This window comes from Allofournierella sp. CML151, from assembly GCF_027853465.1.
Taxonomy (GTDB): domain Bacteria; phylum Bacillota; class Clostridia; order Oscillospirales; family Ruminococcaceae; genus Allofournierella.
In genome coordinates, this window is sequence record NZ_JAPNNW010000010.1 from 30,716 (window position 1) to 43,944 (window position 13,229).

Sequence of the window (13,229 nt, forward strand, 5' to 3'; positions counted from 1 at the left end):
CCCCCTTATAGAGTGCCGGGCACAACTGCTACTATACAAGCTGGACCTGACAATGTCAAGCAGTTTTTCAAAAAATGCAGAAAAACGCTGGATTTCCTTGCCTGCAAGCGGAAATCCAGCGTTTTATCCGTTTATTTTTGGTTTACTCTTTCATCCTTGCGTTTTCTTTTATTCACAAGGATTTTTCTCAGGTTTTACACAGGGTTCAGCCCTGCTTTTTGAAGGCCTTGCGGGCGGCGCGCTCCACCTTGGCAAGCTCCACCCCGGCCTGTGCAGCGGCTGCAGCCATATCGCCGTATTCCACCTTGCACTTTTTTACCCCGTAGCCGGTCCCCTGCTTGACGCGGACGACCCCGTACTTGGTCTTCACCGGCACCATGCGGGTGGTGAGCACGCTGCGATCCATCACGCTGGCGCGAACGCCCCAGGTGGTGGTGTGGCGCAGCATCAGCTGGGTGAGCTTATCCCGCTGGGGCGCATGACACAGGCAGCAGAGCATCACCGCCGGGCGGCTCTTTTTCATCTGGATGGGCACTGTGTACACATCCAGCGCGCCCTCTTCCAGCAGCAGCTCCGAAGCGTAGCCAATGGCCTCGCCGGTCATATCGTCCAGATTACAGTGCAGTTCCACAATCTGGTCGCTCTCCTGCTGTGCCTGGCTGGCATCGCTGCCCCAGAACACCCGCAGCACGTTGGCGGCTTGAAAATCCTTGTTGCCCACACCGATGCCCACCTTTTCGGTGACCATGACCGGCATGGGGCCAAAGGATTGAGCAAAGGTCTTGAGCAGTGCCGCGCCGGTGGGGGTGCACAGCTCCCCACGAATGGAACCGGTGTAGGCGGGAACTCCCTGCAGAATATAGGCTGTGGCAGGCGCAGGCACCGGCAGAATGCCGTGGGCGCAGCGCACCTGACCGCTGCCCAGATGTACCGGGCTGACAACAATCTTTTCCGGCGCCAGCATGTGCATCAGCAGGCAGACAGCGGTCACATCCGCCACAGCATCCAGCGCACCTACTTCGTGGAAATGAACCTGGTCCACCGGGCAGCCGTGGGCAGCGCTTTCTGCCTGCGCAATGGCGTGGTAAACCTGCAGCGCCTGCTCCTTTACCTCCGGGGGCAAAGCAGTTTGCTGAATGGTATGTTCCACCCAGGCCATGGTGGCGTGATGATGGTGCTCATGGCCATGGTCGTGTTCATGGGGATGGTCGTGACCGTGCTCGTGCATATGGTCATGACTATGCTCATGATGATCGTGGTCATGCTCATGTTCATGTTCGTGATCATGTTCATGAGGATGCTCGTGTACGTGATCGTGATCATGGGGATGCTCATGGTCATGATGGTGGTCGTGTTCATGCATATGCTCGTGGGGATGGTCATGAACGGCCGGAGCTGCATGCACCTCCGGATGAACCGGGCCATGATCGTGGCTGTGCTCCTCTTCCCCGTTCACCAGAACCTGCACATGCAGGCCCTGCACACCGCACTTCTGCGCCGGGGTTGCCTTGACCTGGACTCCGGGCAGCAACCGGTTCATCTGCTCCAGAAATGCCTGCTGCTCCTCCGGGCTCAGCAGATCCAACAGCGCAGCGGTGAGCATATCGCCCGCCGCGCCCATGGCACATTCGATGTATAAGGTTTTCATTGGTCACTGCCTCCCATATGATTGATCATGCTGGCCAGATAGCCCGCACCGAATCCATTGTCGATGTTCACCACGCTCACTCCGCTGGCACAGGAATTAAGCATGGACAAAAGTGCAGACAGGCCGTTGAAATTAGCGCCGTAACCCACACTGGTGGGGACCGCGATCACCGGGCAATCCACAAGGCCGCCCACCACACTGGCCAGCGCACCCTCCATACCTGCCACGGCAATCACCACACGGGCCTGCATCAGCACATCCAGCTTGGACAGCAGCCGGTGCAGCCCGGCCACGCCCACATCATACAGCCGCTCCACCTTATTGCCCATGGCGATGGCGGTGCGGGCAGCCTCCTCGCAGACCGCCATATCACTGGTACCTCCGGAGACCACGGCAATGTAGCCGGGTGCGGTGATTTTTCCGGTGGGGTGCACAATGCCCAACCGGGACATGGGGTCGTAGTCCATCGGATGGCGCTGCGCCACATAATCCGCCGACTGCTGATTCATGCGGGTCACGATGATGTCGGTGGCATCCCGGCTTTCCATGGCTGTGAGGATGCCGTCGATCTGCTCGGCGGTCTTGCCCGCGCCGTAGATCACCTCCTGCGCGCCCTGACGCAGGCCCCGGTGGTGGTCCACCTTGGCATAGCCCAGGTCCTGAAAGGGCTGCAGCTTCATCTGAAGCAGCGCCTGCTCGGGCGTGAGCGCTCCCTGCTGTACCTGTTCCAGCAGGGCCAGCATCTCCTGTTTTTCCATTGTTATTCCTCCCCTCGGGGTTCCAGATCCAATACGACCGCCGCAAACTGCGGCTTCAATGCCTTCACAAGCTCTTTCCGCTGCTCCAGCGCCTTGCTGAACTGGGCGGCGGGCAGCTGCAGCTTGGCCGTGTCGCCCACGCAGCGCACCCGAAAATCGGAAAAGCCCAGCCGGAACAGTTCATTTTCCGCCGCTTCCACCCGCCGCAACGCCTCGGTGGTAATGGCAGTACCGGTGGGAATGCGGGTGGCAAGGCAGGCATAGGCGGGCTTGTTCCAGGTGAACAGGCCCAGTTCCCGGGATGCCTGCCGCACCTGGGCCTTGGTCACGCCGCACAGCCGCAGCGGACTGTAGACCTGCATCTCTTCCAGTGCCCGCATGCCGGGGCGGTCGGATGCATCATCCGAGGCATTGGTTCCGTCGATAATCTCTTCGAAGCCGTCCGCTTTGGCAGCGGCCAGAATCGCTCCGAACACCTGCTTTTTGCAGTAATAGCAACGCAGCGGACCGTTCTGCCGCACGTTTTCGTCCGCCAGCGGCTGGGCGGGCAGCACCTTCAGTTCCACCCCCTGTTCTTCGCACAGGCGGCGGGCATGCTCCAGCTCAAAGCGGGGCTGAAAGGGGCTGTCCACAAAATAGGGTTGAATCCGGCAGCCACAGCGCACGGCCTCGGCCAGCAGATAGGCGGAATCCACGCCGCCGGAAAGGCCCAAAGCCAGACGGGGATGCCGGGTAAAGAACTCCTGCAGTGTCATGTGGGTGGTTTCTCCTTATTCTTTATTATACATCGTTTGAAATGGGTTTCACAGCTCGATCCGACGGGTACACACCCGGTCCAGCAGGGGGGCGGAGTGGCTTACGGCCACCAGTCCAATGCCGCGGCGTGTGGTTTCCTCCACCAGAAAGCTCCACAGCTGTGCCTGGGTTGCCAGATCCAGCATGGCGCTGAGCTCATCCGCCAGCACAAATCGGGTGGCAGGACCCAGTGCCCGGGCGATGCAGAACCGCTGCAGTTCACCGCCAGACAGCTCTGCCGGATAACGGCTGAGCCATTCCGGTTGGATGCCCAGCGCCTGAACCAGCCGCTCCTCCGGCTCACCTGCCTCCCGCAGGGTTTTGCCCAGAGTCAGCCGAGGGTCCACCACCTGCTCCGGGTGCTGCCAGATCAGCTGCACCGGGCAATACCCCCGGTAGCTGGCAAGAGACTTGCCGTCCAGCAACACCTGGCCGGACTGGGGCTTCTCGTAGCCCGCCAGCAGCTTGCACAGGGTGGTCTTACCCCGTCCACTGGGGGCGAAAATACCCACTCGCTCGCCGCCTTCCACCCGCAGGGACAGGTCTTGCAGCACGCTCCTCCCGCAGGGGTAGGTAAAGCTGAGATTCTTTGCTTCCAGCGTCATGCGTTTTCTCCTTCCGGGTGCAGGCAGCGCACATGACCTGCACCCCGTTTTTCATAGGCAACAGCACCTTTGCGGCATTCCGGCCCCGCCTTGGGGCAACGGGGCGCAAAGGCACACCCCTCCGGCAGCTGGCCCACCGGCTGGGTGCCGGGCAGCGGCACGAATCCATGGCTGGGACTGGCCTGCCAGAGGGCCTGCGTATACGGGTGCTGCAGCAGCTCCTTTGCGGCAAAGCTGGCCGCCGGAGCCTCCTCCACCGCCGCGCCCGCATAGAGCACAATCACCCGGTCCGCCACTTCCAGTGCGGCCTCCAGATCATGGGTAATCAGCAGCACACCTGCGCCTGCCTGGGCCAGCTCCTTAAAGTGGCCCAACACCCGCCGGGCCGCTTCGGGATGTAGGCCGGGGGTGGGTTCGTCCGCCACCACCAGCGACGGGGTGTGCTGCACTGCGGTGGCAATCAGCACCCGCCGGGCCATGCCGCCGGACAGCTGAAAGGGATACATTTTTTCCACCTCAGAACCAAGCCCGTAACGCCGCAGCGCCGCCGAAGCCTTTTGTGCATCGCCTTTTTCTCCCTTTACCTGCTCCCCCACCTGCATCAGCGGGTCCAGGTAGGACACATTCTGGGGAACCAGTACAATTTCATGTCCCCGCAGTTTCCCGGCCAGCCGGTCGTCCAGCGGCTGGTTCCGGTAGAGTACCTGCCCGCCCACCTGGGCATTGTGAGGCAGGATACCCAGCAGCCGATGGGCCAGCAGGCTCTTTCCGCTTCCGGAAGCACCGACCACCGCCACCAGCTCGCCTTCATCCAGCGAGAAGCTCAGATCCCGCACGCCGGGCAGCGTCACCCGCCGGAAGCCCTTTGCATACCGGGAAAAGGAAACGGTGAGCCCCTGCACCTGCAGCAGCGGGGCTTTTTGTCTGTTTTCTTCCATTATGCCGCCTCCTGTTCCGCGTTCACTGACCAAAGCGCGGCCAGGCTTTTGCCCGCCAGCTCAAACAGCAGCACCACCGCCACCAGACAGATGCCGGGCAACAGCGCCAGCCACCAGCGGCCGGTGGCTAGATACTGCATACTTTCCGAAAGAATCACGCCCACCGCGGGCTGTTCGCTGGTCAGACCGAAGCCCAGGAAGGTCACACTGGCCTCGTGGAGGATAGCGTGGGGAAACAGCAGCACCAGCCCGGTGAAGAACTGGGGCAGCACGCCGGGCAGGATATGCCGGGCCGCAATGGCTGCCGGGGATGCTCCCAGCTTGCGCGCCACCTGCACATAGCCGCTCTGCCGCAGCTGCATCACCTCACCCCGGATCAGCCGTGCAAGGCTCATCCAGTGGGTGGCCACGATGCCGATGGTCACGCCCCAGAACCCACATCCGCAGGCGCAGGAAATAAGCACCAGCAGCAGAATGTGAGGAATTCCCATAAACAGATCAATCAGCCAGGTGAGGGCGCTGTCTGCCCAGCGGCCCAGCAATGCGGCGCTCACGCCCGCCGCCAGCGCCACCACTGCGCTCACCGCAGCGGTAACCACACCGATGCGGATGCTCAAAGAAAGTCCGCTCAGGGTGCGGGTAAGCATATCCCGGCCCATCCAGTCCGTACCGAACAGATATTCGGCACAGGGCGCCAGATTCTTGCGCGTGAAATCTGTGGCAAGGGCCTGCTCCCGGCATGCCATGCCGGCGATCATAACCGCCAGCAGAATTGCAGCGGCAAAAACCAGCCGGATCAGCGCAGCGGTTCGGGGCTGGCGTAAATTGTTCAAAATCCGCTTCATGTCCTGCCTGCCCCCTTTCGGATGCGGGGGTCCACCAGACCATACAGGCAGTCCGCCACAAAATTCGCACCGAACACCATGGCACTGCAAATCACCGTGATGCCCAGAAGCAGCGGCAGATCTCCGCCCAGGCCCGCTGTCACCGTGGCCTGACCGAGACCCGGATAGGAAAACACCTCTTCCACCAGTACCGAGCTGCCCAGCAGCTCACCCAGGCTGGCAAACTGCAGGGTGATAGCAGGCAGCAGCACATGCCGCAGCACATGCCGCAGCAGGATGCCCTTTCCGCTCTCTCCCCTGGCCCGGGCAAACAGAACGAAATCCGACTCCAGCGCCTGAATGGTCTTCTGCCGGGTGTGCAGGCAGACCGATGCGGTGCCGGTGATGCTGAGAGCCAAAGCAGGAAGGATTGCATGCCGCAGCCTGTCCGCCAAGGTAACGGCGGTGGCTTCCAGTCCGATGGGTACACTGAGCCCCACCGGCAAAAGCTTGAGCCAGACGCCGAAGATCATCAACAAGAGCAGTGCCACCCAGAAGGCGGGCGTACTGGCAATGATCATGGACCAGCCCCGAATCAGCTTGTCCGGCCAGCGGCCCTGCGTCGCTCCGGCCAGTACGCCCAGGCCGAAGCCCAGCAGCCCGGAAATCACCCAGGCCAACACTAGCAGCCAGAGGGAATTTGCCAGCTTTGCGCCAATCACCGTAAGCACCGGCTGACGGTAAAGCAGCGAGACACCGAAATCTCCCTGCAGCATTCCGCTTACCCAGGCTGCGAACCGTTCCAGGGGCGGGGTATCCACACCCCAGTACGCCTGAAGGCGCTCGATTTGCTCCGCGCTCATGCTGCCCATCGCCGCCTGGCCCACATTCTGCTGCAGCGGGTCGATGGGAGACAGGCTCAGCAGCACAAAGGCTGCCAGACTGGCGCAGAAGATCAGCAGCAGCATCCGGATCAGCTGCCTGACCGCCATGCGGGCCATTCGTTTTGCCATAAAAACTTCTTCTCCTTTTTCCTAACGGGCAGCCGCACTGCTCCGTTCAAAGCAATGTGGCCGCTTTGTCTTCGGTCAGGCCTGGTTCCAGGTCCACTGGTCCACGTTGTTCACCAGCGACCAGCCGTGGCCATGGGGATGCAGCTTCTGCTGCGCCACTTCCAGATTCTGATTCACCCAGTACAGATGATCCACATTCACCATCCAGACCCAGGGCACGTCGTTCACGATCTCCTCCGACTGGGCCTGCTGCCACAGCGCGTAGGACTCTTCCAGATCGCTGCAGGCCAATGCCTGGTCCATCAGCTCATCCACCCGAGCATTGGCATAGGGAGAATACCGGGCCAGATCGCCCACCGTGTGGTAGATATTGTACATCTCCATGGGGCTGTGAGTTCCCCAGCCCCAGACCAGCGGAGTGTTCTGGGCCCGGTCATAGGCGGTATCCCAGCCCACACCCTCGGTGCTGGTCTGGATGCCCAGCTCAGCCAGCTGGTTGGCCATGTCGGCCGCAAGAGCCTGGCGGGTGGAATCGCCCATGGGGTACAGCAGGTTCAGACTGGCCGTCTGGCCGTCCTTCTCCCGCACGCCGTCACTGTTCAAGGTCCAGCCCGCTTCCTCCAGCAGGGCGGCGGCCTTCTGAGGATCGTAGGTCACCTCATCCGCCTCAGAATACCAGGGCATGCCGTCGCACACACTGTAGGCCGGGGTACCGTAGCCGTTGAGCACGTTATCGATCATTTCCTGCCGGTCAAAGCCGATGTTGATGGCCTGACGCACCCGTACATCCGCGGTGAAATCGTTGCCGATACCGTTTTCCTCCTCCACTGCAGGCAGGTTAATGCCCCGGTTGTCCACGGTCTTCACGGCCATCAATTCAAAGCCGTCAATGGTCTGGTCCGTATAGGAAGCGGCGGTGTAGGCCACATCCACCTGACCGGCCTTGGCAGCAGCAAAGGCAGCATCCTCGCTCATGAAGAGGATGACAACCTTTTTCATCTTTACTTCCTCACCGTAATAATCCGGGTTGGCTTCCAGGATCACCTGCTGGCCCTTGTCCCATTGCTTGAGGATATAGCGGCCGGAACCAATGGGGTTCTGGCCATAATCCGGGCCATAAGCGTGCTCAGGAACAATGCCTACCACCGCCATGGAATAGGGCCAGGTGGAATAGGGCCGGTTCATGTGAAACACCACTGTGGTGTCATCCACTGCCTCAGCGCTGTCCAGCATGGTGAAATCGTTCACCGTGCTCTCTGCCTTTACTGTATTATAAGTAAAGGCCACATCCGACGCGGTGAGGGGCTCGCCGTCGGTGAACTTCACGTCATCCCGGATGGTGACCGTCCAGGTCAGGCCATCCTCGCTGACCTGCATGACAGTGGCCAGGTCATAGCCAATACTCATATCCGCATTGGTGACCACCAGCGTGCTCTGGATCAGCGGCTCATGCACATGCTCGCCCGCACCCCAGCCATACGCCGGGTCAAAGCCGGATGCCGGTTCGGATTCCACGTTCATTGCCACCACCACAGTGTCGGTCTGCTGCTGGCTGGCGGTGCTGGCCGCAGCTGTGGACTGGCTGGCCGGCTGGCCGCAGCCCGCGGCACCAATCGCCAGGCACAGGGCCATGACCGCTGCAAGGATTTTCGTTTTTTTCATGCTCGTCTTTCCTTTCCTTCGCTGAACTTGCCGCGCAGGCGCATCCCGGATGGGCACAAAAAAACCACGCAGGCAAAGAGCCCCGGCCATAACGTGCCGAAGCATCATGCCTTCGTGGCATTCAATTCGCTGTTGCAGAATTTCTCGCCTCTCCTTCATAAAGAAGCAACAAAAATATATTAACATAAATCCGTGTGTATGTAAAGATGCACCAAACAAAAAAAATCGACGGGCACCCGTTTCATTCCGGTATGCCCGTCGATTTTATATCCTATGCGGCCGTATAGCCTTTCGATTATCCGTTGTCTGCCTGATCAAACTGCAGATTATCAAAGCTGGTCAGCTCCTGAGCCTGGCTGGTGCGGGGATAGTACTCCACCTTTACCTGGTCTCCCGGCTGGGTAATGGCCAGCTCAGCGGACAAACTGCCCTGCACGCTGAACAGCAGCTCGGGATGCTCGTTCAGCACCAGATAATAGGTGGAGCCGCTGCTGTTGTACTCGCTGCCGATGCGCTGCACGGTACCGGTCAGGCTGGTAAGCTCGCTGTTCACGTTGCCCACCATGGTGCTGCCGCCCGCACGCAATGCCTTTTCATAGCTCAGGCGTGCCTCGTCGATGGTGTCGCCCACGCCCACGGTCTGATAGTCCTCCACCGATACATAGGCGTATTTCTTGATCAGACCTTCGTTGTCCTTCAGGGTCATGAAGTAGGTGGGCCGGCTGTTCAGATTGACAATCAGCGGGAAGGCCGCCTGGTAGCCGTACTGCTGCACCTCGCCCTGAGCCGACTGCTGAGCCGCCGTCTCGGTGGCGCCGCTGATGCGGTACAGATGCGGCTCCTTGGTGACCATGTCCACCATTACAAAACCGATGGCGCTCTCGTCGCCGCCCACACTGGTCAGGCCGGTGAACAGATAGCAGCTGCCGTCGTTGTAAATCAGGGTTTCGCCGGGGCTGGTACGGTACTTGTCCTTATCACTGAAGTTCAGGTAGCCATGCACGTACTCGCCCTTGTTGTTCAGCTGGGTTACAATGAAATCCTCCGGCTGAACGCGATCTACCCAGTCGGGAAGCTCGCCAATGCTGTAACGCTGGCTTTCGCCGGTGGAGCAGTTGAGTACCACCGCGCCGGTGGCCTCCGGCAGCGAGAAGCCCCGCAGATACTTATAGGTAGTGATGACCCAGTAGGGCTGGCCGGAATCGTCCAGCTCAAAGCTGTAATCGGTCAGGCCGGTGAAGGGTGCGGCCGTGAAGCGGGCATAGAACATCAGGTTCTGCCACAGATAGGCGCACGGCTGGTATTTGATGGTGTAGCCGTCCACATACTGCACGTCCTGAGGATTGATGGCGGATACCACCACATAACCGGGAGTGCCTTCCAGATTGGTAAGCCATTTGAATACACCGGAATGGTAGGTGGGTACCGCCCAGACCAGCTTTCCGTTCACCTGCTGCAGGGTGGGCTCGCCCAGCACCACCTGGCTGCCCAGGCTGGGACGCTCGCCCAGTTTTTTGTCCGCCAGCTTCTGGGCCATGGCCTTATCCACAATGGGCAGCTGGCTGGTATCGGTGGTGTCGAAGTCCTCAGCAAAATCCATCTGAATCAGCTCCGGCATCTGATCCCGGAAAGCATTCACCTGAAACAGAACGCTGGATCCGGCCCATACAATAAAGTACGCGCCCCAGAGCACTGCCACCAGGATCAGCGGCCAGCGGCTGCCGTTCTGGAAGCGTTCAAAGCGCACACTGCCCGGCACGCCCTGTACCGGCCCCGGCTGTGCCACCACCCGGCCAATGCGGTCCAGAGTAAAGATGGCCACCAGCACCGTGATCAGCACACAATACATAAATGCCGATTCCGGATAAAGAGGATTCAGGTTGGGGTGCTGAAACACCACATACAGTGCGAATACCAGCAACGTGGCCAGCACTGCCTTCAATTTCCAATGTTTCATGGTTTCGGTTCCTTTCTCTCCTATGCGGCTGCATGCCGCTGTTTACTGGTATTCTATCACTGATCCTGCCTGCTGCCAAGAAAGAAACGGTTAAAATTCCCCTGCGCGTAAAAACAGCCGGGAGAATCGCTTCGCCCGGCTGCCTGCCATATTCAATTATTCACAGGGTTCCGGTTCGCAGCCGCCGCCCCGCTGATCCGGCGCGGGCTGTATCGCCTGCACCGAACCATCCTGAATCTTCTGTACCCCGCCGGGCAGGAGCATGGGATCCACCCAGGGCAGATACGCCCCAAACCCTTCGTCCGGGTCGGTCTGATGCTTTTTCCCGCCTTGTTTGCCGGGCTCGTTGCCCTGATCCACCTGCCCCACTGCGTTTTGTCCCTGATGATGAAAATTCATACCGCTTTCCATAGTTGATTTTATATCCTCCTTTTCAAGGTTTGGCGCACGGAATGATCTTGGAATCCTGTTTTTTCTCTCCGCTTTTCGCCTTTTGCAGATAGTATGACCAATCAACTGTAAAATATTTGGAAAACTTTTGTAAAAAGGAGAAAACTGAAAATTCTCCGTTGACAAAACCGGTTGCATGGGCTATAATAAACAACGTCGCCGGTGAGAACACCGGGCCAGACGTCCGGGTGTAGCGCAGTTTGGTAGCGCGCTTGAATGGGGTTCAAGAGGCCGTGAGTTCGACTCTCGCCACTCGGACCAAAGCCATCAGTCTTTTGACTGGTGGCTTTTTTGTTGTTATACCGTGGTTTTCAGGGGTTTGGGAGTGTACGAAAACCACGATTTCAGATGGTTTATTCCTGTCGTTTAAAAAGGGCATTGTAGCAGATTTTGGATGCGTTTTGCTGTAGAACGATACCTTTTCCAGCCTATTTGCTACAAGGTTTGCTACAAAAAATGAAAGAGATTTTGCTCCAAGGGGATTTTGGGGCAGTTCTGAATATAAAATTTCGGACGAAAAAACTGTGCAAAAAAGCAACACCGCACATACAATGTTTACATATTTACTTTTTTCAAATGCGTTGTCAACGATATTGGAAACCGTGTGTGTGCGTGTACGCAATCAAGAAAAGCAAAAGAGAAACCCTAAGCGACTGTGTTGCTCCACTACAAAGCCCACTTTGGGGAGAGTGATACATTTTTAGTAACAAAAAAGGGCTTGCCCCATGGCGTGTTTCGTACTGTATAACACTCTCCCCCTCTCTAAGGGAGGTAGGGAGATTTATGCTCATAGCTGATTTATGCCCCATTATTTTATGGGGCATAATAATCTTTGTAAACATAGCTGATTGTTACGAATGTTAGACATTAGGGGCACCCGTAAAACCACCGCCATAATGAGAAGCGTATTGCCAATGAACCTACTCTGCGTTAAAATATGGACAGATAGTGTTTATATGAGGAGGCTATATCGATGAAATTTAAAAGCATGATCGCTGTGTTGGCGATCTCGATGGCTGTTTTAATGACTGCCTGCGGTACAGGCGCAGACAGTTCTTCTGCCCCGGAGGCTACACCTGTTGCGAGTGCGACTCCGGCACCTACCGAAACCCCTGCACCTACTGACGAGCCGGGAACTCTCGAGTTTGACTTTGATATCTCGGTAGAGACATATAAAGTAACACAGGGCGTCACCGAAGAGGAACTCTTAGCAGACCAAACAAAGAAAGAGGGAATGTTTGAGTGGTTCTACGATGGAGCAGTCAACTATGCTCAAGCACTTATGGACAAAGACAATGGTTGTGAAAACGTCTTCCTTGACGAATATATCCAGTGGGCCGGTGACAAAGCACTAGCCGAGAATCCTGAAGCAGTCCCAACCCCTCAGCCAGAGACTGATGCAGGAGATACTAGTGGAGAATGGATACAAAATCCAGATGGTACAACAACATTTACAGGTGATCCCAGTGAGCTTGGGATGGAAACTCTAACAGATGAAGAAGCAGCAGAATGGAAGAAGCAGAGCGATGAATATTCAAAAGAAGTAGCAGACGCAATAACATCTGGTAGAGCTGATGAAATAATAAGAGAAGCTTATAAGATACTGGAAGAACAAGGGGTCAACCCATATAATGATTAACGGACGACAATTAGATAAAGAGGGGGTCAGTCAAAAATGAGATAGACTTCTGAGAACAGATTCAGTTCTTCAAGGAAGTTAAAAATAATAGCGTCCACTTTTTTAACATTACTAGCAGTCTTTAGTATTTAGATAACTGCAGTCTTTGCTGAAGACGTAGATATCGGTGGTGGTCTAAGTGGAAACGAAAACACCGGTGCAGTTGGTAATGGATTTAGAGACGTTGACGGTGGATACAGATGTTACATAGAAAATAAAGCTGGCAAAATAAAATAGCAGGTAGTAGACTTCTATTTCGATGGTTTAGATGGTAGAAGTGACACAACTCCTCCAGTATTAGAAGGAAAAACCTGTTATTTTGGCAGTAGCACAGCGTTGGGTGGGTAGGTACTGTTAAGAAGTAGAATACTAAAATATAGTGAGATAGGCGAGTTGATACCAGGTTTAAAGCCACCATTGTATCAACACGCAGCATGGGGACCAAACCTAAACGCATGGTTTGAATCAGATGATAACGCTAGTACAGTACCAGGAGCTAGTAATGCAGAGTTATTTATTGCATAGGTATTTGTAAACGATCCAAACGTTACAAATCTAGTAGCAGGATATAGACTAGGTGAGTACAGAATAGTTGTAGAGGGTGTATACTGGTACAACCTTGTAAATTAGACAGGAAATTTAATATTAACCCCAGACAATGAACGAATGTATGTGTATGGAACAGTAAGAGATTTTGCAAAATACAATTCTATAGAGTAGGTAAACAATGCAATAACTAATCATCCAGAACGTAGAGTAGGTGGCGAGTGGTTAGGAAGATACACAAACGGTGCATGTGCAACAGCTTTACTGTTAGTTGAGACAGATGAGTTTAGTGGATTTGGGCCACCAACATTGGGACCAGATTACGGTGGAGATAGATATTAGTATGAAACAATAT

12 protein-coding genes and 1 tRNA gene are annotated in these 13,229 nt (G+C 56.6%); 2 read left to right on the plus strand and 11 right to left on the minus strand.

Annotated features, from left to right (window positions below; genetic code table 11):
- Positions 1–205: 205 nt before the first annotated feature.
- The 10 genes from larC to PH256_RS08770 all read right to left on the minus strand — a co-directional run bounded on the left by larC (position 206) and on the right by PH256_RS08770 (position 10,599).
- Positions 206–1,648: a nickel pincer cofactor biosynthesis protein LarC gene (gene larC, locus PH256_RS08725; RefSeq protein WP_270913812.1), complete on the minus strand. Its 1,443-nt coding sequence runs from the start codon at positions 1,646–1,648 to the stop codon at positions 206–208.
- Complete coding sequence (larB, locus tag PH256_RS08730; RefSeq protein ID WP_087182042.1) at positions 1,645–2,406, minus strand: nickel pincer cofactor biosynthesis protein LarB; 762 nt, start codon at positions 2,404–2,406, stop codon at positions 1,645–1,647. Before larB ends, larC begins: the two co-directional genes overlap by 4 nt.
- 2 nt (positions 2,407–2,408) lie before the next feature.
- A complete protein-coding gene (larE, locus tag PH256_RS08735; RefSeq protein WP_270913813.1) occupies positions 2,409–3,161 on the minus strand; it encodes an ATP-dependent sacrificial sulfur transferase LarE in 753 nt (250 codons plus the stop codon).
- A 48-nt stretch (positions 3,162–3,209) separates the two neighbouring features.
- A complete protein-coding gene (locus tag PH256_RS08740) occupies positions 3,210–3,806 on the minus strand; it encodes an ABC transporter ATP-binding protein (RefSeq protein ID WP_270913814.1) in 597 nt (198 codons plus the stop codon).
- Positions 3,803–4,744 carry an ABC transporter ATP-binding protein gene (locus tag PH256_RS08745; protein WP_270913815.1) on the minus strand — a complete coding sequence of 314 codons (942 nt, stop codon included), beginning with the start codon at positions 4,742–4,744 and terminating at the stop codon, positions 3,803–3,805. The genes PH256_RS08740 and PH256_RS08745 overlap by 4 nt, the downstream gene beginning before the upstream one ends.
- A complete protein-coding gene (locus PH256_RS08750) occupies positions 4,744–5,589 on the minus strand; it encodes an ABC transporter permease (protein WP_270913816.1) in 846 nt (281 codons plus the stop codon). The genes PH256_RS08745 and PH256_RS08750 overlap by 1 nt, the downstream gene beginning before the upstream one ends.
- Complete coding sequence (locus PH256_RS08755) at positions 5,586–6,581, minus strand: ABC transporter permease (RefSeq protein WP_333766344.1); 996 nt, start codon at positions 6,579–6,581, stop codon at positions 5,586–5,588. The genes PH256_RS08750 and PH256_RS08755 overlap by 4 nt, the downstream gene beginning before the upstream one ends.
- A 75-nt stretch (positions 6,582–6,656) precedes the next feature.
- The gene (locus PH256_RS08760; protein ID WP_270913818.1) at positions 6,657–8,243 is read right to left on the minus strand and encodes an ABC transporter substrate-binding protein; all 1,587 of its coding nucleotides are present in this window, start codon (positions 8,241–8,243) and stop codon (positions 6,657–6,659) included.
- 295 nt (positions 8,244–8,538) lie between these two features.
- Positions 8,539–10,200, minus strand: coding sequence for a hypothetical protein (locus PH256_RS08765; protein ID WP_270913819.1), 1,662 nt, complete (start codon positions 10,198–10,200; stop codon positions 8,539–8,541).
- Between the two features lie 156 nt (positions 10,201–10,356).
- On the minus strand, positions 10,357–10,599 hold the full coding sequence (locus tag PH256_RS08770) for a hypothetical protein (protein WP_270913820.1): 243 nt from the start codon (positions 10,597–10,599) through the stop codon (positions 10,357–10,359).
- Between the two features lie 235 nt (positions 10,600–10,834).
- On the opposite strand from PH256_RS08770, the gene PH256_RS08775 reads away from it, so the two are divergent.
- Positions 10,835–10,911, plus strand: a tRNA-Pro gene (locus PH256_RS08775).
- On the opposite strand, the gene PH256_RS08780 is transcribed toward PH256_RS08775, so the two are convergent.
- Positions 10,874–11,272, minus strand: coding sequence for a hypothetical protein (locus tag PH256_RS08780; protein WP_270913821.1), 399 nt, complete (start codon positions 11,270–11,272; stop codon positions 10,874–10,876). The two genes, PH256_RS08775 and PH256_RS08780, sit on opposite strands and share 38 nt — an antisense overlap.
- A gap of 351 nt (positions 11,273–11,623) precedes the next feature.
- On the opposite strand from PH256_RS08780, the gene PH256_RS08785 reads away from it, so the two are divergent.
- Positions 11,624–12,289, plus strand: a complete 666-nt coding sequence (locus PH256_RS08785; protein ID WP_270913822.1) for a hypothetical protein — start codon at positions 11,624–11,626, stop codon at positions 12,287–12,289.
- Positions 12,290–13,229 lie beyond the last annotated feature (940 nt).

What these genes read in the sequence shown, in the direction of transcription:
- larE (WP_270913813.1), bottom strand. Translation starts at nt 3,161, where the DNA reads ATGACACTGCAGGAGTTCTTTACCCGGCATCCCCGTCTGGCTTTGGGC.
- PH256_RS08770 (WP_270913820.1), bottom strand. Translation starts at nt 10,599, where the DNA reads ATGAATTTTCATCATCAGGGACAAAACGCAGTGGGGCAGGTGGATCAG.
- PH256_RS08785 (WP_270913822.1), top strand. Translation starts at nt 11,624, where the DNA reads ATGAAATTTAAAAGCATGATCGCTGTGTTGGCGATCTCGATGGCTGTT.
- PH256_RS08765 (WP_270913819.1), bottom strand. Translation starts at nt 10,200, where the DNA reads ATGAAACATTGGAAATTGAAGGCAGTGCTGGCCACGTTGCTGGTATTC.
- PH256_RS08750 (WP_270913816.1), bottom strand. Translation starts at nt 5,589, where the DNA reads ATGAAGCGGATTTTGAACAATTTACGCCAGCCCCGAACCGCTGCGCTG.
- PH256_RS08745 (WP_270913815.1), bottom strand. Translation starts at nt 4,744, where the DNA reads ATGGAAGAAAACAGACAAAAAGCCCCGCTGCTGCAGGTGCAGGGGCTC.
- PH256_RS08740 (WP_270913814.1), bottom strand. Translation starts at nt 3,806, where the DNA reads ATGACGCTGGAAGCAAAGAATCTCAGCTTTACCTACCCCTGCGGGAGG.
- PH256_RS08755 (WP_333766344.1), bottom strand. Translation starts at nt 6,581, where the DNA reads ATGGCAAAACGAATGGCCCGCATGGCGGTCAGGCAGCTGATCCGGATG.
- larC (WP_270913812.1), bottom strand. Translation starts at nt 1,648, where the DNA reads ATGAAAACCTTATACATCGAATGTGCCATGGGCGCGGCGGGCGATATG.
- PH256_RS08760 (WP_270913818.1), bottom strand. Translation starts at nt 8,243, where the DNA reads ATGAAAAAAACGAAAATCCTTGCAGCGGTCATGGCCCTGTGCCTGGCG.
- larB (WP_087182042.1), bottom strand. Translation starts at nt 2,406, where the DNA reads ATGGAAAAACAGGAGATGCTGGCCCTGCTGGAACAGGTACAGCAGGGA.